This is a genomic window from Pseudomonas sp. LBUM1656, from assembly GCF_059716065.1.
The window spans coordinates 4,887,990-4,907,290 of record NZ_CP166800.1; the positions used below are offsets into that span (position 1 = coordinate 4,887,990).

General features: G+C 59.3%; 20 protein-coding genes. 6 read left to right on the top strand and 14 right to left on the bottom strand.

Annotated features, from left to right (window positions below; genetic code table 11):
• Nucleotides 1-52: 52 nt before the first annotated feature.
• Nucleotides 53-994, bottom strand: a complete 942-nt coding sequence (locus ACA072_RS22090; protein ID WP_497620575.1) for a fatty acid desaturase — start codon at nucleotides 992-994, stop codon at nucleotides 53-55.
• Between the two features lie 338 nt (nucleotides 995-1,332).
• Here ACA072_RS22090 and ACA072_RS22095 point away from each other — a divergent pair, with 338 nt between their 5' ends.
• The gene (locus ACA072_RS22095; protein ID WP_497620577.1) at nucleotides 1,333-1,758 is read left to right on the top strand and encodes a GNAT family N-acetyltransferase; all 426 of its coding nucleotides are present in this window, start codon (nucleotides 1,333-1,335) and stop codon (nucleotides 1,756-1,758) included.
• 39 nt (nucleotides 1,759-1,797) lie between these two features.
• On the opposite strand, the gene def is transcribed toward ACA072_RS22095, so the two are convergent.
• From def to ACA072_RS22110, 3 genes are all read right to left on the bottom strand, one after another.
• On the bottom strand, nucleotides 1,798-2,337 hold the full coding sequence (def, locus tag ACA072_RS22100) for a peptide deformylase (protein ID WP_497313176.1): 540 nt from the start codon (nucleotides 2,335-2,337) through the stop codon (nucleotides 1,798-1,800).
• The gene (locus ACA072_RS22105) at nucleotides 2,334-3,293 is read right to left on the bottom strand and encodes a YihY/virulence factor BrkB family protein (RefSeq protein ID WP_497620579.1); all 960 of its coding nucleotides are present in this window, start codon (nucleotides 3,291-3,293) and stop codon (nucleotides 2,334-2,336) included. Before ACA072_RS22105 ends, def begins: the two co-directional genes overlap by 4 nt.
• Nucleotides 3,294-3,465: 172 nt before the next feature.
• Nucleotides 3,466-3,657: a CsbD family protein gene (locus ACA072_RS22110; protein ID WP_003227408.1), complete on the bottom strand. Its 192-nt coding sequence runs from the start codon at nucleotides 3,655-3,657 to the stop codon at nucleotides 3,466-3,468.
• A 200-nt stretch (nucleotides 3,658-3,857) separates the two neighbouring features.
• On the opposite strand from ACA072_RS22110, the gene ACA072_RS22115 reads away from it, so the two are divergent.
• The gene (locus ACA072_RS22115) at nucleotides 3,858-4,235 is read left to right on the top strand and encodes a hypothetical protein (protein ID WP_109634211.1); all 378 of its coding nucleotides are present in this window, start codon (nucleotides 3,858-3,860) and stop codon (nucleotides 4,233-4,235) included.
• 164 nt (nucleotides 4,236-4,399) lie between these two features.
• Here ACA072_RS22115 and fadD1 read toward each other — a convergent pair whose 3' ends face one another.
• Together fadD1 and fadD2 are read right to left on the bottom strand one after the other, a co-directional pair.
• A complete protein-coding gene (gene fadD1, locus ACA072_RS22120; RefSeq protein WP_497620581.1) occupies nucleotides 4,400-6,100 on the bottom strand; it encodes a long-chain-fatty-acid--CoA ligase FadD1 in 1,701 nt (566 codons plus the stop codon).
• Nucleotides 6,101-6,460: 360 nt separating this feature from the next.
• Complete coding sequence (fadD2, locus tag ACA072_RS22125; RefSeq protein ID WP_497620583.1) at nucleotides 6,461-8,149, bottom strand: long-chain-fatty-acid--CoA ligase FadD2; 1,689 nt, start codon at nucleotides 8,147-8,149, stop codon at nucleotides 6,461-6,463.
• A gap of 247 nt (nucleotides 8,150-8,396) precedes the next feature.
• Here fadD2 and ACA072_RS22130 point away from each other — a divergent pair, with 247 nt between their 5' ends.
• Nucleotides 8,397-9,341: an alpha/beta hydrolase gene (locus tag ACA072_RS22130; protein ID WP_497620585.1), complete on the top strand. Its 945-nt coding sequence runs from the start codon at nucleotides 8,397-8,399 to the stop codon at nucleotides 9,339-9,341.
• Between the two features lie 43 nt (nucleotides 9,342-9,384).
• Nucleotides 9,385-9,855, top strand: a complete 471-nt coding sequence (locus ACA072_RS22135; RefSeq protein ID WP_008151121.1) for a MaoC family dehydratase — start codon at nucleotides 9,385-9,387, stop codon at nucleotides 9,853-9,855.
• Between the two features lie 113 nt (nucleotides 9,856-9,968).
• Here the strand turns inward: ACA072_RS22135 and ACA072_RS22140 are convergent, their stop codons facing one another.
• From ACA072_RS22140 to ACA072_RS22155, 4 genes are all read right to left on the bottom strand, one after another.
• Entirely contained in the window at nucleotides 9,969-10,835 is an 867-nt protein-coding gene (locus ACA072_RS22140; RefSeq protein ID WP_497620587.1) for an efflux RND transporter periplasmic adaptor subunit, read from the bottom strand.
• 10 nt (nucleotides 10,836-10,845) lie between these two features.
• Complete coding sequence (locus ACA072_RS22145) at nucleotides 10,846-11,052, bottom strand: DUF1656 domain-containing protein (RefSeq protein ID WP_497620589.1); 207 nt, start codon at nucleotides 11,050-11,052, stop codon at nucleotides 10,846-10,848.
• Nucleotides 11,039-13,027: an FUSC family protein gene (locus ACA072_RS22150; protein ID WP_497620591.1), complete on the bottom strand. Its 1,989-nt coding sequence runs from the start codon at nucleotides 13,025-13,027 to the stop codon at nucleotides 11,039-11,041. Before ACA072_RS22150 ends, ACA072_RS22145 begins: the two co-directional genes overlap by 14 nt.
• A gap of 247 nt (nucleotides 13,028-13,274) precedes the next feature.
• Complete coding sequence (locus ACA072_RS22155; RefSeq protein ID WP_497620593.1) at nucleotides 13,275-13,742, bottom strand: ferritin-like domain-containing protein; 468 nt, start codon at nucleotides 13,740-13,742, stop codon at nucleotides 13,275-13,277.
• Between the two features lie 204 nt (nucleotides 13,743-13,946).
• Here ACA072_RS22155 and ACA072_RS22160 point away from each other — a divergent pair, with 204 nt between their 5' ends.
• Nucleotides 13,947-14,183, top strand: coding sequence for a DUF3820 family protein (locus ACA072_RS22160; protein ID WP_010457368.1), 237 nt, complete (start codon nucleotides 13,947-13,949; stop codon nucleotides 14,181-14,183).
• Nucleotides 14,184-14,209: 26 nt separating this feature from the next.
• Nucleotides 14,210-15,391 (top strand): aminotransferase class V-fold PLP-dependent enzyme, encoded by a 1,182-nt coding sequence (locus ACA072_RS22165; protein WP_497620595.1) that lies wholly within the window; start codon nucleotides 14,210-14,212, stop codon nucleotides 15,389-15,391.
• Between the two features lie 2 nt (nucleotides 15,392-15,393).
• Here ACA072_RS22165 and ACA072_RS22170 read toward each other — a convergent pair whose 3' ends face one another.
• From ACA072_RS22170 to zwf, 4 genes are all read right to left on the bottom strand, one after another.
• Entirely contained in the window at nucleotides 15,394-16,119 is a 726-nt protein-coding gene (locus ACA072_RS22170) for an intradiol ring-cleavage dioxygenase (protein ID WP_497620597.1), read from the bottom strand.
• Nucleotides 16,120-16,317: 198 nt separating this feature from the next.
• Nucleotides 16,318-16,983, bottom strand: a complete 666-nt coding sequence (locus ACA072_RS22175) for a bifunctional 4-hydroxy-2-oxoglutarate aldolase/2-dehydro-3-deoxy-phosphogluconate aldolase (protein ID WP_497620599.1) — start codon at nucleotides 16,981-16,983, stop codon at nucleotides 16,318-16,320.
• Between the two features lie 17 nt (nucleotides 16,984-17,000).
• Nucleotides 17,001-17,714 (bottom strand): 6-phosphogluconolactonase, encoded by a 714-nt coding sequence (gene pgl / locus ACA072_RS22180; protein WP_497620601.1) that lies wholly within the window; start codon nucleotides 17,712-17,714, stop codon nucleotides 17,001-17,003.
• Nucleotides 17,701-19,167 carry a glucose-6-phosphate dehydrogenase gene (zwf, locus tag ACA072_RS22185; protein WP_497620603.1) on the bottom strand — a complete coding sequence of 489 codons (1,467 nt, stop codon included), beginning with the start codon at nucleotides 19,165-19,167 and terminating at the stop codon, nucleotides 17,701-17,703. The genes pgl and zwf overlap by 14 nt, the downstream gene beginning before the upstream one ends.
• Between the last annotated feature and the right edge of the window lie 134 nt (nucleotides 19,168-19,301).

The window sequence follows — 19,301 nt, forward strand, 5'->3', positions numbered from 1 at the left end:
GACACTCAGCCTTCGCGAGCAAGCCCGCTCCCACAGGGGACCTCATTCGCGATCAGTGAAATGGATGCCTCGGGCTATCAATGGCTTTCACGCCATTCTCCCGCCACAACTGCCCGTAACCCTGCACCAGAAACCCACCACTGCGCGCCACCCATTGCTCGCGGCGCGCGTGGTAGGCGCGTGGCAAGTCGTACCAGGGCAGGCCCGGCAAGTCGTGATGCACCAGGTGAAAATTGAGGTTCAGGAACAGCCAGCGCCACGGCCAGGCCGCTTCGTTGAGCACGGTGCGTTGCTCGGGTGCGGCGTGTGGACGGTGTTCATAGTAGGAGCGAATCATCGCAATCGACAGCGCCGGCACGCTGATCAGCAACAAGTAATGCCAGACCGGCAGCACGCTGTAGCGCGCGATGAACACCAGCATCAGCAGGGTCAGCGCGCCGTGGGTCAACCACATCAACCACGCCTGTCGTTCACCGTTGGTCAGCCGCTGCAGTTCTTCCTTCGCCAGCGCCACCAAGGCCAGCGGCGCGCCAAGCATGAAGCGCCCGAGTACGGTTTTGTTCAGCCAGTGCAAGCCTTGTTCAAAGAGCGAACTGCTCTGCCACTGCTTGGCCGTCAGGTAACGGCTTTCCGGATCGCGACCGGGCAGGGTCAGGTCTTCGTCGCGGTGATGCAGCAAATGGCTATCGCGATACAGGGTGTAGGGATACCAGACGGCGAACGGGGCGTAACCGAGGACTTTATTGAGCAATGTCCAACGGGTCGGATGCCCGTGAAGCAATTCGTGCTGCACCGACAACCAGAGCACCACCAGCGGGATCAGCAACACCGTGCTCCACCACAGCCCCAAACGCTCACTCGCCAGCACGATGCTGAACCAACCGGCATACACGCCGATCAACAACAGCCAGGTCGGCCACTCAGTGCGGGCGGTCAGGCGTTGGCGCAGGGTGTCGATTTCTTCTCGGTGGGTGGCATCGAAGTAATGGGGCATGGCGTTGCTCAGATCGGGGACCAGTCCCCCTCTGTGCAATGGCGCAGGGAAATCTTGCAGATTATTTGGTTATTTCGTTAGACATGCAGCAGGAGCCCGAGGGCCGGGCTCCCTTGTCGCGGGATCAATGACCGAACACATCCACCTTCTTGGCCTTCTTGTCTGCGCGCTTTTCATCGGCGGTTTTCGCCGGCTTCTTCTTTGCTGCTTTTTTTGAATCCATGCCTTTGGCCATGATACTTACTCCACTCATACGGGATGTGAGATCAGGTATACACCTATCCCCGGCCGCGCGTTCTTTTATAATCGCCCGCTTTGCGCACCGACAGATCAAACCCATGCCCGACACCCAATACACCCTGCTCGCCGAGCCGTTATGGCCGTTGATGAACAAGTTTTATCGCGCCCACCAATCGTCGATGAAAGCGGTCCGCGACGCTCAACTGTGGGTTGCCAGACGCGATGAGATCATTGGCGCGTTGTGCTTGCGTCCGGTCTCGGGTGGGCATTGGTTGACGGGGTTGTTCGTCGATCCGGCGTGTCGGGAGCAAGGGATCGCGGCGGCGTTGATGGCCGCAGCGGTGAGCGGGCTCGAGCAACCGGTCTGGCTGTTCTGCCATCCCGACTTGCGTGGTTTTTATGAACGCCAGGGATTTTCCTTCGATCCACAAATGCCTTATGCCATGACCGAACGCTTGAGCCGTTACGCACGCAGTAAACCCATGATTGCCATGGGCCTGGCCAAACATCAGACGTCGGACTGATGGAGATCTCCTGTGGGAGCGGCGGATTGTAGAGATGGGTTAGTCGTCGGCGTTCGGGTCGAGATCCGGAAACATCACTTCGGTGAACCCGAATTTGCTGAAGTCGGTAATCCGCGACGGGTACAGCCGGCCGATCAGGTGATCGCACTCATGCTGCACCACCCGCGCATGGAATCCCTCGGCGATCCGCACAATCGGCTGGCCCTTGGGATCGAACCCTTCGTAGCGAATCTGCTGATAACGATCCACCGCACCGCGCAGGCCGGGCACTGACAGGCAGCCTTCAAAACCCTCCTCCATCAGCGGGCTCAACGGCGTGATCAGCGGGTTGATCAGGATGGTCTGCGGCACCGCTTCAGCGTCCGGGTAGCGTTCGCTGTGCTCGAAGCCAAAGATCACCAGTTGCAGATCGACACCGATCTGCGGCGCGGCCAGACCAACACCGCCGACGCTTTCCATGGTCTGGAACATGTCGTCGATCAACTGCCACAGTTCCGGGCTGTCGAACATTTCTGCCGGAACTGGCGGGGCAATGCGCAGCAGGCGCTCGTCGCCCATTTTCAGGATTTCACGGATCATTTGGTGACTTCGTCAGTGGTGGGTTTGATCGAGTGATCCCGACCCAATCCCGAAACGTGGTGCTTGGGTTCTTCGTGGGCGAGTTCACCGGGGACTTTTTCGCCATCGTTCTTGCCTTCGGTCGACATGTGCTCGATCACCGCATTCATCTCCGCGCCCAGCAACAGCACCGCGGCGGAAATGTAGAAGTAGAGCAACAGCACGATGATCGCGCCGATACTGCCATACATGGCGTTGTAGTTGGCGAACTCCTTGACGTACAGACCGAAGCCCACGGAGGCGAGGATCCACACCACCACCGCCAGCACCGAGCCTGGGGTGATAAAACGAAACTCCTGTTTGACGTCGGGCATGACGTAATAAATCAGCGCCACGGCCACCATCAGCAGAATCACCACCACTGGCCAGCGCACGATGGTCCACAGGGTCACGATAAAGTCTTCCATGCCGACTTGCGCGGCAATCCAGCCCATCAATTGCGGCCCGAGCACCATCAGTGCGGCGGCGATCAACAGCATGCCGGCGATGCCGACCGTGTAGATGATCGACAGCGGAAAACGCTTCCACGCGGGCCGGCCTTCGACCACGTCGTAGGCGGCGTTCATCGCGCTCATCATCAGCCGCACACCGGCGGACGCAGTCCACAGGGCAATCACGATACCAATCGACAGCAAGCCACCCTTGGACTGCTGGAGTTGGTCGATCACCGGATTCACCTGCTCCAGCGCCTGAGGCGGCAGGACCAGCTCGGATTGCAGGCGCAGCCAGGAGAAGAAGTCCGGCAGATGCAGAAAACCGATCAGCGCGATGAGAAAAAGAATGAAGGGAAACAGCGAAAACAGCATTTGATAGGCCAATGCCGAGGCATAGGTCGACATCTCGTCGTCGACGAATTCGGTGACCGTGCGCACCATGACCCGGTGCAGGCGCAGACCTTTCATGTGAGGGAAAAACATTAGCGTCTCCTTTCGCCGCAAAATTGGGTTGAAGTCGAGGCGACTCAGGGGCCGTTTTCTACATCAAAGTAGCCTACTTGGCGACTTTGAAACAATTTCCGTGCGCAAGTTCAGGCTGACACAAAAACGGCCATCCGTGGATGGCCGTTCCTGTTGCTCATCAAAGGCCGAATCAAGCCTTGTCGACGCCTTTCTTGATCGCGTCCTTAGCCTTGCCGACCGCTTGCTGGGCTTCGCCTTTCTTTTCCTGCACTTTGCCTTCGGCTTGCAGTTTAGTGTTGTCAGTGGCCTTGCCGACACCTTGCTTGACGTTGCCGACGGCTTCGTTGGCCATGCCTTTTACTTTATCGCCAGTGCTGCTCATGGTGTTTCTCCTGTGAACAATTCAACGGAAAAAGTCGTTACACAAAGATTGACCGGGGGCATTTGCGCGGAGTTTCATTTATTTTCAGTTACGCATTTCATCGTTCCGAGCAGATCAGGCTTTATGTTTGCCGACCAACCCACGAGAATGCGCAACGTATTCAGGCCATGGCGCTGACGATCCAATCCCGTAGGAATGTTATGAAACTCGATAAAAAGCAGGCCATTGCCCGCAGAAACCAGGAACTTGGCGGTGCTGTGCTTGGCGTCAACAACTGCCATTTCACCGAATTGAACCGCAACCGCAACATCTGGTGGTTCGATATCCCGGTGGCGCGTCTGGCCATCGGTCAGTACGAATGGGTTCACCTGCTGATGCACACGCCGGATACCGACGAACTGCTGCACCTGAAAGTGCCAACGGTGTTCCTGCGCGAAAAGCTTGAAGGCCTGGTGGTGCGCAACGAAGGCAAGCGCAAAGCCGCTTTGAGCCTGGAACTGAGCGCGGACAAGGATTCGTACCTGCAAGACATGCGCCCGGCGGGCACCAACGTCAATTTCGCGCCGTTCCGCCTGTAACACCGACTCCCGGTGCCGATCGTTCCCACGCTCTGCGTGGGAATGCAGCCGGGGACGCTCCGCGTCCCAACAGCGGACGCAGAGCGTCCATTGAGGCATTCCCACGCAGAGCGTGGGAACGATCAGGTAGAAAAAAGCCCCGCATCTGCGGGGCTTTTTGTGGGTTACGCGCCGACTTTCTTGCCGTTGAGCTTTTTCAGCTCTTCGTCGCGCAATTCGCGGCGCAGGATCTTGCCGACGTTGGTGGTCGGCAGCGCATCGCGGAACTCCACGGAGCGTGGGACCTTGTAGCCGGTCACGTTCGCACGCATGTGCTCCATCACCTGCTCCTTGGTCAACGTCACGCCCGGCTTGACCACGATGAAGATCTTGATCGCCTCGCCCGACTTCTCGTCCGGCACGCCGATGGCCGCGCATTGCAGCACGCCCGGCAGGGTCGCCAGCACATCTTCGAGTTCGTTCGGGTAAACGTTGAAACCGGAGACCAGGATCATGTCTTTCTTGCGATCGACAATGCGCATGTAGCCATCCGGCTGGATCACCGCGATGTCACCGGTCTTCAACCAGCCTTCGCTGTCGAGCATTTCATCGGTGGCGTCCTGGCGTTGCCAGTAGCCCTTCATCACTTGCGGACCTTTCACACACAGTTCGCCGATTTCGCCTAACGGCTGCTCAACGCCGGCATCGTCAATGACTTTGCACACGGTGGACGGAACCGGAATACCGATGGTGCCGATCTGAATGTGCTGGATCGGGTTCACGGTGGCCACCGGACTGGTTTCGGTCATGCCGTAACCTTCGCAGATGGCGCAACCGGTGACCGCTTTCCAGCGCTCGGCCGCGGCCAGTTGCAAGGCCATGCCGCCGGACAGAGTGACTTTCAGTGCAGAGAAGTCCAGCTTGCGGAAGCCTTCGTTGTTGCACAGCGCTACGAACAAGGTATTGAGACCGACGAAGCCGCTGAACTTCCACTTCGACAGTTCCTTGACCATCGCCGTCAAGTCGCGCGGGTTGCTGATCAGGATGTTGTGGTTGCCGATCAGCATCATCGCCATGCAATGAAAGGTGAAGGCATAGATGTGGTACAGCGGCAGCGGCGTGATCAGGATCTCGCAACCTTCATTAAGGTTGGAACCCATCAGCGCCTTGCACTGCAGCATGTTTGCGACGAGGTTGCGATGGGTCAGCATCGCGCCCTTGGCCACACCGGTGGTGCCGCCGGTGTATTGCAGCACGGCAACGTCGCTGCTGGCCGGGTTGGCTTCCGCCACTGGCTGGCCGTGGCCCTTGCTCAGCACGTCGTTGAACTTGATGGCCTTGGGCAAGTGATACGCCGGGACCATCTTCTTCACGTACTTGATGACGCTGTTGACCAGCAGGCGCTTGAGCGGTGGCAGCAGGTCGGCCACTTCCGTGACGATCACGTGCTTGACGCCGGTTTTCGGCACCACGGTCTCGGCCAGATGCGCCATGTTGGCCAGGCAGACCAGGGCTTTGGCCCCGGAGTCGTTGAATTGGTGTTCCATTTCCCGCGCGGTGTACAGCGGGTTGGTGTTGACCACGATCAGCCCGGCGCGGATGGCGCCGAATACGGCCACCGGGTACTGCAACACGTTGGGCAGTTGCACGGCGATTCGATCGCCCGGCTGCAAGTCGGTATGCTGTTGCAGGTAAGCGGCAAAGGCGCCGGACAATTCGTACAGTTCACCGTAGGTGATTGTCTTGCCCAGGTTGCTGAATGCCGGTTTGTCGGCGAAGCGTTGGCAGGATTGTTTCAACACTGCCTGAATATTCGGATACTCGTCTGGATTGATCTCGGCAGCAATCCCGGCAGGGTACTTATCCTTCCAAAAGTCTTCGTTCATGGAAGCCCACTCCTCAGCAACGCGAATTCAGCACCGCATTTGATGCGATTATTATTGGTGTGTGTTTGTCGGTGAATCTAGCGCTTTTATAAGCCCGAGAAGTCACAAAGCGCGCCGAGAGTAGCAGCTTTGCCAAGGGTCGACTAGAGCCAAAAGCGGCCTCTATGGTCACAATTGTGACTCAAGAATTGCTAGCAGTCATTTTAGAGCAAAGATTCTATACAACCCTGAAAAGCCCCTGAAACCGGGGCTTTTAATCTTTCAAAAGCATCGCGGGCAAGCCCGCTCCCACAGGATCAGCGATGACCCTGTGGGAGCGTGGCTTGCCCGCGAACCGTGCGAAGCGCGACCATTCAACGACTATGCAATATCCCGCAACTCCCGCCGCAAGATCTTGCCCACCGGCGTCATCGGCAACGACTCACGCAACACAATGTGCTTGGGCACTTTGTACGCCGTGAAGTTTTCCTTGCAGTACGCCTTCAGCTCTTCAAGGCTGACCCCCGATTCGCGGGCCACCACAAACAACTTCACCGCCTCCCCCGAGCGCTCGTCCGGCACGCCGATCACTGCGCAGTTGGCGACTTTCGGGTGAGCCATCACGATGTCTTCGATCTCGTTCGGGTACACGTTGAAACCCGAGACGATGATCATGTCTTTCTTGCGATCAACGATGCGCACGAAACCGTCCGGGTCGATCACCGCGATGTCGCCGGACTTGAACCAGCCCTCGGCATCCAGCACCTCGGCAGTGGCTTCGGGTTTCTGCCAGTAGCCCTTCATGATCTGCGGGCCCTTGATGCACAGTTCGCCGCGTTCGCCCAAGGGCTGCTCGACGCCTTCATCGTTGATGACTTTCAGCGTGGTGCCCGGCACCGGCAGGCCGACCGTGCCGATCCGCGATTTGTCGCCGTACGGGTTGGTGCAGGCCACTGGTGAGGTTTCGGTCAAGCCGTAGCCTTCGGTGATGCGGCACCCGGTGAGCTGCTCCCAGCGCTCGGCGGTCGCCTTGACCAGCGCGGTGCCGCCGGAATTGGTGAGTTTGAGGCTGGAGAAATCCAGGGTCTTGAAATCCGGATGATCCATCAGCGCAACGAACAGCGTGTTCAGTCCCAGCAACGCCGAGAACCGCCATTTCTTCAGCTCCTTGATGAAGCCGCCGATGTCGCGAGGATTGGTGATCAGCACGTTGTGGTTGCCGGTCACCATCATGCACATGCAATTCGCCGTGAAGGCATAGATGTGGTACAGCGGCAGCGGCGCGATCATCACTTCCTGACCTTCGCGCAGCAGTGGCTGACCGTCGCTGCCGAACTGCCCGAGGCACGCCCGCGCCTGCTGCATGTTCGCCACCAGGTTGCCGTGGGTCAGCATCGCGCCCTTGGCCAGGCCGGTGGTGCCGCCGGTGTATTGCAACACGGCGATGTCATCGAGACTGACGTTCAGCGGCTTGATGCCCAGGCCCCGGCCCAGACGCAGCGCGCTCTTGAAAGAAATCGCCTGCGGCAAGGAATAGGCCGGGACCATCTTCTTGACCTTGCTGACCATGGTATTGACCAGCCAGCCCTTGGCGCTGGGCATCAGGTCACCCATCTTCGCTTCGATCAGGTACTGGATGTCGGTGTCGGGCAGCACTTCCTGGACCTTCTGCCCGAACACGTTCAGGTACACCAGCGCCCGGGCACCGGAGTCCTTGAATTGATGACGCATCTCCCGTGCGGTGTACAGCGGGTTGGTGTTGACCACGATCAGCCCGGCGCGCAAGGCACCGAACACGGCAATCGGGTAATGCAAAATGTTGGGCATCTGCACCGCAATGCGATCCCCCGGCACCAGGTCGGTGTGGGCTTGCAGGTAACCGGCGAAGGCCAGGCTGTAGCGTTCAAGTTCGGCGTAGGTCAGGGTCACGCCCATGTTGCTGAACGCCGGGCGATCAGCGAATTTCTTGCAGGAACGCTCGAACACCTCAAGCACCGACTTGTAGGCCCCAAGGTCAATATCCAGGGGCACGCCGGCCGGGCGTTTGTCATTCCAGAAATCAGGTTGCATTGTTCTTGTCCTCTTTACCTGAGCCTATCCGGGCCGCTTTTCTGTCCTTCTTAAAAACAAAGAGCGAAGAGCGGGGCTTCACGGACACTAGCAGCTATGGCGAATCAGGCAAATATGCCAACGGGCGTCATTGACCGTGTGAATCTTGCTGCAGCGGCGTGGCCTGATCAGACGGCAAGCGCAGGATGCGCTATACAATGCATCGAAGCTGTTTTCCCACCCGGCAGCCCCATGCAAAGGAATCGCCATGATCCACGACACTTTCTGGCTGACCGCGAGTGACCGCAGCCGCCTCTACGTCAACCAGTGGCTGCCAGATCCGCCTTTAAAAGCCGTGATCCTGCTGGCCCATGGCATGGCCGAACACAGTGGTCGCTACGCCCGTCTGGCACAGAAATTCTGCGAGCAGGGTTACGGCGTCTACGCGCCAGACTTGCGTGGACATGGCAAAACTGCCGAAAACGGGACACTCGGCCATTTCGCCGACGACGATGGCTGGTGCAAAGTGGTCGGCGACCTGGCCAGCCTCAACCAGCACATCGGCCAGCAACATCCCGGCGTGCCGATCGTGCTGCTCGGCCACAGCATGGGCAGCTACATCGCCCAGGCCTATCTGCTGCATCACAGCGCCAGCCTGCACGGCGCGGTGCTCAGCGGTTCGAACTTCCAGCCCATCGCGCTATATCGCGCGGCGCGACAGATTGCCCGGCTCGAACGCCTGCGCCAGGGCGGCAAAGGCCGAAGTGCATTGATCGAGTGGTTGTCGTTCGGCTCGTTCAACAAAAAATTCAAACCGGCGCGCACACCGTTCGACTGGCTTAGCCGGGACCCGGCGGAGGTTGATCTGTACGCCAACGACCCGCTCTGCGGCTTCAGGTGTACCAATCAGCTGTGGATCGATTTGCTCGGCGGCTTGCAGCAAATCAGCAAAGCGTCCAATCTCGCTCAGATTGATCCGGGCCTGCCGCTGCTGGTGATTGGCGGTGAATGTGATCCGGTGAGCGAAGGCAAACGTCTGAATGATCTGGCCAATGCGCTGCGCGCGGCCGGCAGCCAGAACCTGCAACTGACTATTTACCCGCAGGCACGGCATGAACTGTTCAACGAAAGCAACCGCGATGAAGTGATCGATGACGTGTTGAACTGGATCGCCCAGGCGCTGAGCCACCGCCGGCCACCCAGATCAGAATAGTTTTTTTTGTGGATTTTTTTATTCGTCACAGGAATTGAAACAGATGACCCAGGTTACCAACACCCCTTACGAAGCCCTCGAAGTCGGCCAGACCGCCAGTTACAGCAAGACGGTCGAAGAGCGCGACATTCAGTTGTTCGCCGCGATGTCCGGTGATCACAACCCGGTGCACCTGGACGCCGAATTCGCCGCTGGCACCATGTTCAAGGAGCGCATCGCTCACGGCATGTTCAGCGGTGCGCTGATCAGCGCGGCCGTGGCCTGCGAGTTGCCTGGGCCTGGCACTATTTATATCGGTCAGCAGATGAGCTTTCAGAAGCCGGTGAAGATTGGCGACACCCTGACCGTGCGTCTGGAGATCCTGGAGAAACTGCCGAAGTTTCGTGTGCGGATTGCCACTCGAGTGTTCAACCAGCGCGATGAATTGGTGGTGGATGGCGAGGCCGAGATTCTTGCGCCGCGCAAGCAGCAGACGGTGACATTGCCTACCCTGCCGGCGATCAGCATCGGCTAAGGTGTTGTCTGCACCATTCGCGAGCAAGCCCGCTCCCACATTTACCCGCATTCCCATGTTGGACACGATCAAATGTGGGAGCGGGCTTGCTCGCGAATGGCTTCACCTCGGTATTACTGTTGCACCCGCTCCTGCACCTGCACACTCGCCGTCATCCCTGAACTCAAGTTCATCCCCTCCGGCAACTGATCAATCTTGATCCGCACCGGTATCCGTTGCGCCAGCCGCACCCAGTTAAACGTCGGCTCAACCTCCGCCAGCAATTGCCCATCCGGCGTGGTATTGCGATCGGTAATCCCGCGGCTGATGCTTTCCACATGCCCGTCCAGCGCTTCTCCCGCGCTCATCAACCAGACTTTCACCGGATCACCCACCCGAATCCGCGGCAGCTTGGTTTCCTCGAAATACGCCTGCACATAGAAGGTCGAATCATCGATCAACGCCATCACCGGTTGCCCGGCATTCACGTAATTGCCTTGGGCCAGACGCAGGTTGGTGATGTGTCCGCTGCGAGGCGCATGGACCTGACTGCGCGCCAGATTGAGTTCGGCGACCTTGGCTTCCGCCTGGGCTTCACGCAGTTCACCCCGGGCAATACCGGCGTTGATTTGCGCGTTCTCGCGCAGCTCGGCACTGATCGCTTGCGGCCCGAGACTGGCGCGGCGACTGGCTTCGCGTTCGCGCAGATTGAGTTGTTGCTGGCGGGTCTGCACCACCGCCTGGGCCTTCTCCAGCGCCGCTTCGAAACGGTCACGATCGATGCTCAGCAACAGATCACCGGCCTTGACCGGCTGGTTATCGAACGCCTTGAGCTCACGCACCCAGCCCGAGACGTCCGGGGCGATCACCACCACGTCAGCGCGGATCCGCGCGTCCCGCGTCCAGGGCGTGAGCATGTAGTACTGCCACAAATGGAAGCCGGCAAAAATCGCCACCGCCACCAGGCACAGGGTTACCGCGACACGTACGGGGGTACGCATTTTCTACTCCTTATAAAGGTCCCAGGACGACAGTGATCAGGGTCAGCACACAGACGTACAAGGCGCAATCAAACAATGCTTCGTGCCAGATCCAGCGGCCGATCGGCGTCAGGCGCAACAGCAGGCGCAAGGCGCCGGTGACCAGCAGCGCCAGCAGCACATAAATCAGAAACGGACTAAGCAGCACGCCGCCCACCGACCATTCACGCAAGCCCATGGCTTTGCTCCTGTTGACGGCACCAGGCGCGCCAGCTGCTTTGCAATTGCAGCACGGCGCCTTGGGCCAGTTTCACGGCATCGCTGGGCGGCAATGCATACAAGGTTTTCAAAAAGTCTTCGCTGGGCTGTTCCAGCGCATCGGCGCAGTGGCCTGCGGGACCTTGCTCGAGGACTTTTTCCAACTGTTCGAGATACCGCCGTTGAGGCGCACTGACTGGCACCTGTGCCACCGCCAGACTCAAACGCAGATGTAGCAATTCATCGCCGATATCCAGACCAAGCAAGCCGTCATCCCAGCGACTGCGCGCCGGTTCCGGCAATTCTGGATAGTGTCGCGCCAGTTGCAGCAAGCGGTCGGCCATGCGCCCGCCAAACCAGCTTTCGGCACCGCGCAGGTTGCGTCGGGTCAGCCGTACCAGATCGTCGAGCGTTGCCGCCAGCAAACGGCGGCCATGCCACGCCGGGTTACGCAGGATCAGCAAATGAAACGCCAGCACCGCCGCGCCGACACCGACCACCATCGCCTGAGCGCTGTTGAAGAACGTGGCGACGTCGAATTTCATCGCGTTCAGCGGCGCAACCAGCACGATGAAGTGCAGGCAGAACGAAGTGGCCGTGGCGCCAATCTGTGGCTTGGCCATGCCCAGCGCACCGAGAAACAACGGCACGCCCATGCCCATGCAGAGCAACGCAAAACCGCTCCATTGCGGCAGCAGAATCTGCCCGACGAAAAACGCTGCCGGGATAGCCAGAAAAATCCCCCGCATGAAACTCATGCCGATCTGCGCGCCGTTCTCGCGACTGGCAAACAGACTGCACACCACGCACGTCAGCACCAACGCGCCCGACGCAGCGGGCCAGGCCGTCGCCAGCCAGAAGCACGACACCACCAGAAACGCCAAGGCACTGCGCGCACCGAACACCAGCGCCAATGACAAGTCGCGGTGCGGCGTCAGGGTGCGTGGCGGGTCGACCGTTTCGCGGCCCTCCTCCACCGCTTTCAACGCCGCAGTCGCCGCCATCGCGGTATCGAGCAGCAAAGTGAATCGGGCCAGGCAATAACTCTGCGCGGAGCTGATATGCGGATCATGGCAGGCGTCGAGCAACCTGGGCCGCAACGCTTGCAGAGTCGCGGTGTCGGCACCGCTGAGCGCGGCCTGAACCTCGGTCATCCAGGGCTGCAGTTGTTCGGCTTCCTTTGGTTCCAATTGCTTCCACTGACGGCGCACCGAACGGGCGATGCGCAGCAGCATCAAGAGCTTCTGACTCAAACCGCTGATAGCTCGGGCCCGCTGCCGACCGAGGCCACCTTCAAACCAGGCATGTTCTCGCTGAGCATCGACGGCGACAATGCGCCCGAGGATTTCCAGCAGGCCTTTACGCGCCTGGGCATCGCCGGCCAAGGTGGCACGCGCCGCGTTCATCCCGCTGTTCCAGGCGGCTTGAGCCTGATCCGCCAATTGCCGCTCGACCCGCATCGGCCAAATCAAAGCGCTGGCCGCCGTGGCGCACAGGATGCCCAGACAGATTTCCGTGCAACGCGCCACGGCTTGGTCGAACACCGTCAGCGGATGGGTAATGGCCGGCAACGCGATGATCGCCACCGTGTAACCGGCCAGCACAAATGAATAGGACCAGGCACTGCGCAACAACGTCGAACTCGCCGTACACAGCCCGAGCCACAGCGCCAATGCCAGTAGAAACAGCCAGGGCGTCTGGGCGAACAACCCCATGAACACCACCGACATGATCGTACCGACCAGCGTGCCGAGCAGCCGCGCCAGCCCCTTCTGCACCACCATTCCGGACAATGGCTGAGCGACGATGAACGCGGTCATCAGCGCCCAGGCCGGTTGCTCCAGGCCCCAGCGCAATGCCAGCCACAGTGCCAGGCCGCCGCCGATCAAGGTCTTGATCGCGAACTGGAGGGCGCGGCGGTCCGGCGCGAATAACGCCTGCAAAGTGATAGGCACGAAAAGCACTCATGAAAGGACGATTTAACGATAGTCGGGTTCGGTGAGAATCCATCAACAACGCACAGTTTATGTAGCAGCTGTCGAGTGAAACGAGGCTGCGATCTTTTGATGTTGTTTCTTGAAAGCAAATCAAAAGATCGCAGCCTCGTTTCACTCGACAGCTGCTACAAGGGATGATTCAGGATTAAACGCCAGGCACAAAAAAACGCCAGACTGGCTGGCGTTTTTGACAGGCTACGAACGCTTAAGAGCGAGCGCGAGCCTGGTTACGCAGGGCTTTTACCTGATCGTGATTGCGTTGCACGCCGTGGTATTGACGTTCAACCAGGTCACGAATGCCCACGAGGTTGTGCTTGTTGATTTTCTCGATGGCTTCTTTGTAAGCCTTCAGCGCATGGTCTTCACCGCGTTCGGCTTCGTTCAGCACGGCTTCTTCATCCTTGCCGGTGAACATCGCTTTCACGTCGACCCAGCGACGGTGCAGGTCACCGCTGACGCTGGTGGAAGTTTCCGGATCGCCACCCATCGAACGCACAGCACTCTGGAGTTCGGCAGCTGCGGTTGCGCAGTCAGTGGAGCGTTGCAAGAACAGGGTTTTGAGTTCAGGGTGTTTGATGTCTTCAGCGCAAGTCTTGAACCCTTCCTGACCGTCTTTGCTGGTTTCAATCAGGTCGTTGAGTACAGAGATCGCTTCTTTATTCATGTCGGTCATTTTTCAATTCCTTGCGGGTTGATGAAAGATGCAATAGCTACTGCACCCTGCATGCCAGCTTCGAATTGTTAATTTACTCTTTATATTTCAATGACTTGTCTTTATCGACGAAATCTGTATCCGCTTTTTTTGCATGAACTGTCAATTGGCCTGCATGCAGAATGCCTGTATTTTTCCAGCCTGATGAATCAAGACGACCGATAGATGAACCCTGAAAAGCTCGAACTGTTGATCACCCGGGAAATGCCCTTTGGCAAATACAAGGGGCGAATCATTGCCGACTTGCCCGGGCAATACCTGAACTGGTTCGCCCGGGAAGGTTTCCCGCATGGCGAACTGGGCGGTTTGCTGGCCCTGATGCAGGAGATCGACCATAACGGTCTGTCTGACCTGCTCGAACCGCTGCGCGCCAAACACGGCAAACCTGCCCCGCGCCACTGAAATTGCCAACAAGAACCGAGTAGCTCATGCCCGATAACACCCGTCGCGCCCGTGATGAACACTTCTGGAAAACCTTTGCCGACCGCTACGCGGTCGAACCCGGGCCCATCAACCTGGAAAACGGTTACTTCGGGCGCATGTCGCGCACCGTGGTCGAGGAGTATCAGCGCAACATCGAGCTGATCAATCGCAGCAATTCGGTGCATGTGCGCCAGCGTTTCGAACAGGTCGAAAGTCTCGAGATTCGGGCACAACTCGCCAGCCTGATCGATGTTTGCGCCGACACCGTGGCCCTCACCCGCAACGCCTCGGACGGTCTGCAATCGCTGATCCGCAATTACAATCGCCTGCAGCCGGGCGATCAGGTGCTGATTTGCGATCTGGAGTACGACACGGTCAAAGGCGCAATGCGTTGGCTAGCCCGGCATCGCGGCGTGGAAGTGATCGAAATCGACCACGCGCACCCCGCGAGTTTCGACAGCTTGCTGGCCACCTATCGCGACGCATTCGTGCGTTATCCAAAGCTCAAACTAATGGCCCTGACCCACGTCACCCATCGCACCGGACTGGTCATGCCGGTGCAGGCTATCGCGGCCGCCGCCAAGGAACACGGCATCGACGTGATCCTCGATGGCGCGCATGCCCTCGGCCAGATCGAGTTCAATCTCGATGAGCTGGGTATCTCTTTCGCCGGTTTCAACCTGCATAAATGGATCGGCGCGCCCCTCACGCTGGGCTTTATCTACGTCGCCCCTGAGCGCCTGGCCGACATCGATCCGGACATGGGCGAGATGCATTTCCCCGTCACCGATATTCGCGCCCGCACGCCATACAGCACGCCGAATATCCCGGCACTGCTGACACTGCCGCTGGTGTTCGAGGAACACCTCGCCATGGGCGGCGTCGCTGCCAAGAGCACACGACTCAACTACCTGCGCAACCGATGGGTCAACGCAGTTCGCGAGCTACCGGGGATCGATGTCATGACTCCCGATGACCCGCGACTGTATTGCGGCATTACTTCGATGCGCTTTACCCGGCATGCCGATCAACAGGCGATGGTCGAGCGACTGCTCAGGGACTACAACCTGTTCACCGTGGTCCGCAGCGGCGCGGCGAGCGGGCCCTGCATTCGCATTACGCCGGGGCTCACGACCACCGCTGCCGACATGGATTTGCTGGCCCGGGCACTGACCGAGTTGCGCTGACGTCAGACCGTGTACTTGTCGAAGTCCTCCGGTTTGATTTGTGTCGACGCAGCGAACGTGTCGATGCCGATAGTCGTGTGGCCGAAAAAGCCGTCCTCGTTCGAGTCTCGACCGAGGGTGTGAACATTCAAGGTCGAAGCTTCGCCCCCTTGGTGCTTGTAGTAGAAGTCCTCCTCGTTGGTCAGCGCTGGAGCGGATCGGCCGCTGTACTCCCGGGCATTGAGCACCGAGCGCGAAGCGGGTTCGGGAAAGTACAGCTGACCGACCCAGGCGACGTGTCGCTCGTCGAGAAAGTTGTTGCCGGACGTGATGCGCACGGCGACATGAATGTGCATGGCACGACCGGCATAGAACCCCGGATAAATAGTGGTAAACCGCACCACGCCCTTTTTGTCGGTGAATTGCCCGCCACGCAGATAAGTGTCGTCGTCGGTGCGCGGGACCGAGCCGATGTCACCGACATCGACTTCCTTGTCCGGGTTGATCTTGCTCCAGCCCGAGTACGCACCGCGCGAATTGCAATGCCAAATGTCGACCAAGGCCCCGGTTACAGGCTGGCCGGTCATGGCATCGACAATCGCCAGGCGCAGCACCAGGGGTATGCCATCGGCGCTTTCGCTGATGTTGCGCCGGATCAATTTCGGATTGCGGAAATACGGGCCGGCGATTTGCTCGGGGGACAGCAGGTAAACCGGGGTTACGGGTGCAACTGAGGTGTTGTCGTCCATGACGTTCTCTCTTCCATAAGATGAACGCAGGTTAACGTTGGTCGAGCGGCGAGGTGCGGTAACTATGTATCGCGTGATGTCTCGTGTGGGAGCCAGCAGGCTAGCCCCCAGATTTTTTTGCGGGCAAAAAAAAACGGTGCACCGACCAAGCGCACCGTAAAGCCGTAGAACACACAACGAAGTGTTTGGTAAAGCCAATCAGTCCAGCAGCGCCAGTGCCTCGGCGGTGCATTCCTGAATGCGGGCCCAGTCGCCGTTCTTGATCCACTCCGGATCAAGCATCCAGCTACCGCCCACGCACATCACGTTTTTCAACGCCATGTAGCTCTTGATGTTGGCCGGGCTGACGCCGCCAGTCGGGCAGAATTTCACTTCACCGAACGGGCCGCCGAGGGCCTTGATGGCGGCGACGCCACCGCTGACTTCCGCCGGGAACAGCTTGAAGCGGCGATAACCCAGGCCATAGCCTTCCATGATGCTGGACGCGTTGCTGATGCCTGGCAACAGCGGGATCGGGCTGGCGACGCTGGCTTCGAGCAGGTCACGGGTAATGCCCGGCGTGACGATGAACTGCGAGCCGGCGGCTTCGGCAGCGGCGAGCATGGTGCGATCCAGCACCGTACCGGCACCGGTCACCAGCTCCGGACGCTGCTCACGCAGAATCTGGATGGCTTTGAGACCGAACTGCGAACGCAGCGTCACTTCCAGGGCTGTCAGGCCACCGGCGGCCAGGGCGTCGGCCAGTGGCAAGACGTCCTGTTCGCGAGCGATGGTGATAACCGGCAGGATCCGCGCCTTGGCGCAGAGGCTGTCGATCAGGGCAACTTTGTCCGCCATGGAAACGGTCGGGGATGTCATTGTCATAGCGGCTGATCCTTGGCTCATGGGCACCAGTAAATCTCTAACGTAGGTTGCAGAAACGCGCGAATCGGCATGGCGGCGACATCGTCACCGGCCAATGCGGCACTCAGGGTGGTCAGCTTGGACTGACCGGAAATCGATAGAACGGTGGTCTTGGCCGAGGCCAGCAGCGCGCGACTCATGGTCAGGCGCTGATGCGGCACGGTTGGCGCCAGCATCGGATAGCAACGACGGGTACCGTCGGCTTTCAAGGCGTCCGCCAGGTTCGGGCTGTTCGGGAACAGCGAAGCGGTGTGACCGTCATCGCCCATGCCAAGGATCAGCACGTCAATCGGCGGCAACTCGGCGAGCAAACGGTCGGCCTGCTCGGCTGCCAGCTCCAGGTTCGCGGTGGCGCTGTACAGGCTCAAAAACTGAGCCTTGGCCGCCGGGCCTTGCAGCAGGTAACGCTTGAGCAGACCGGCGTTGCTGTCGGCATGCTCGACCGGCACCCAGCGCTCGTCGGCCAGGGTGACAACCACTTTGGACCAGTCCAGTTTCTGCTTCGCCAGGTTCTGGAAAAACGCCACCGGGCTACGGCCACCGGAGACCACCAGCGTCGCGCTGCCGCGAGCGTCGATGGCGTCACTCAGTTGCTTGGCCACATTCAGTGCCAGACCGTCGGCCAACAGCACCGGGCTCTTGAACTCATGGGCGCTGACGCCCTGAGGCAGTTGCAGATTAGATATCGCCATACCACGACCTCCCATCCCGCGTGATCAGAGCAATGGAGCTCATCGGTCCCCAGGACCCGGCCGCGTACGGCTTGGGCGCATCACCGGATTTTTTCCACCCGGCGATCAACTGGTCACACCACTTCCACGCGGCTTCGATTTCATCTTTACGGACAAACAGGTTCTGATTGCCGCGCATCACTTCCAGCAACAACCGCTCGTAGGCATCGGGAATCCGTGCGCTGCGATACGTGTCGGAAAAATTCAGCTGCAGCGGACCGCTGCGCAGCTGCATGCCCTTGTCCAGGCCTTGTTCCTTGGTCATCACGCGCAAGGAAATGCCTTCGTCCGGTTGCAGGCGGATAATCAGCTTGTTGCTGATTTGCAGGCGCTGCTCGGGTGCAAAGATGTAGTGGGACGGTTCCTTGAAGTGGATGACGATCTGCGACAGCTTCTGCGGCATGCGCTTGCCGGTACGCAGGTAGAACGGCACGCCGGCCCAGCGCCAGTTGCGGATGTCGGCACGCAGGGCGACGAAGGTTTCGGTGTCGCTCTGGGTGTTGGAATTAGGCTCTTCCAGATAACCCGGCACCGGTTTGCCTTCGCTGTAACCGGCGATGTATTGGCCGCGCACCACTTGCGTGGTCAGGCCTTCCGGGCTGATCGGCGCCAGCGCCTTGAGCACTTTGACTTTCTCATCACGGATGCTGTCGGCGGACAGGTCGGCCGGCGGGTCCATGGCGATCAGGCAGAGCAGTTGCAGCAGGTGATTCTGGATCATGTCCCGCAGCTGACCGGCCTTGTCGAAGTAACCCCAGCGGCCTTCGATGCCGACCTTCTCGGCCACGGTGATTTCCACGTGGGAAATGTAATTCTGGTTCCACTGGGTTTCGAACAGGCTGTTGGCGAAACGCAGGGCGATCAGGTTCTGGACGGTCTCTTTGCCCAAATAGTGGTCGATGCGATAGGTGCGGTTCTCCGGGAAGAACTGCGCCACGGCGTCGTTGACCTTGCGCGAGGATTCCAGGTCCGAACCGATGGGTTTTTCCAGCACGACGCGGGTGTTTTCGGTCAGGCCGACCTTCGACAGGTTCTCGCAGATTGCGCCGTAAACGGCGGCCGGCGTGGCGAAATAGGCAATTACACGCTGGGCGCTGCCGGCCATCTCGGCCAGGGCGACGTAATCGTCAGCCTTGAGGAAGTCGACATGCAGGTAGCTCAAACGGGCCAGGAAGCGTTCGACCACAGCTTCGTCCAGCTCGGCACCCACGTAACGGCGCAGTTCGGAGGCGATGAACGCCAGGTGTTCCTGCTCGCTGCCCGGCTCACGGGCCAGCGCGATAATGCGCGTATCCTCGTGCAAGAGGCCCGCGCCGTCGAGTTGATAAAGGGCAGGAAACAGTTTGCGCAAGGCCAGATCGCCGAGGGCGCCGAACAAGGCAAAGGTGCACGGTTCAACCGTAATCGAAGGCATGATGTTTGTTCTTTTATCAAGTTAAGCTACAAATACCTTTTTTCAAGGCATCACTCAAGGGAAAATGTAGTAATAACCACAACATTTTCGCAAAATACAGATTCCGAGTGGTGGTCGGTCGGAGCCATCAGTAG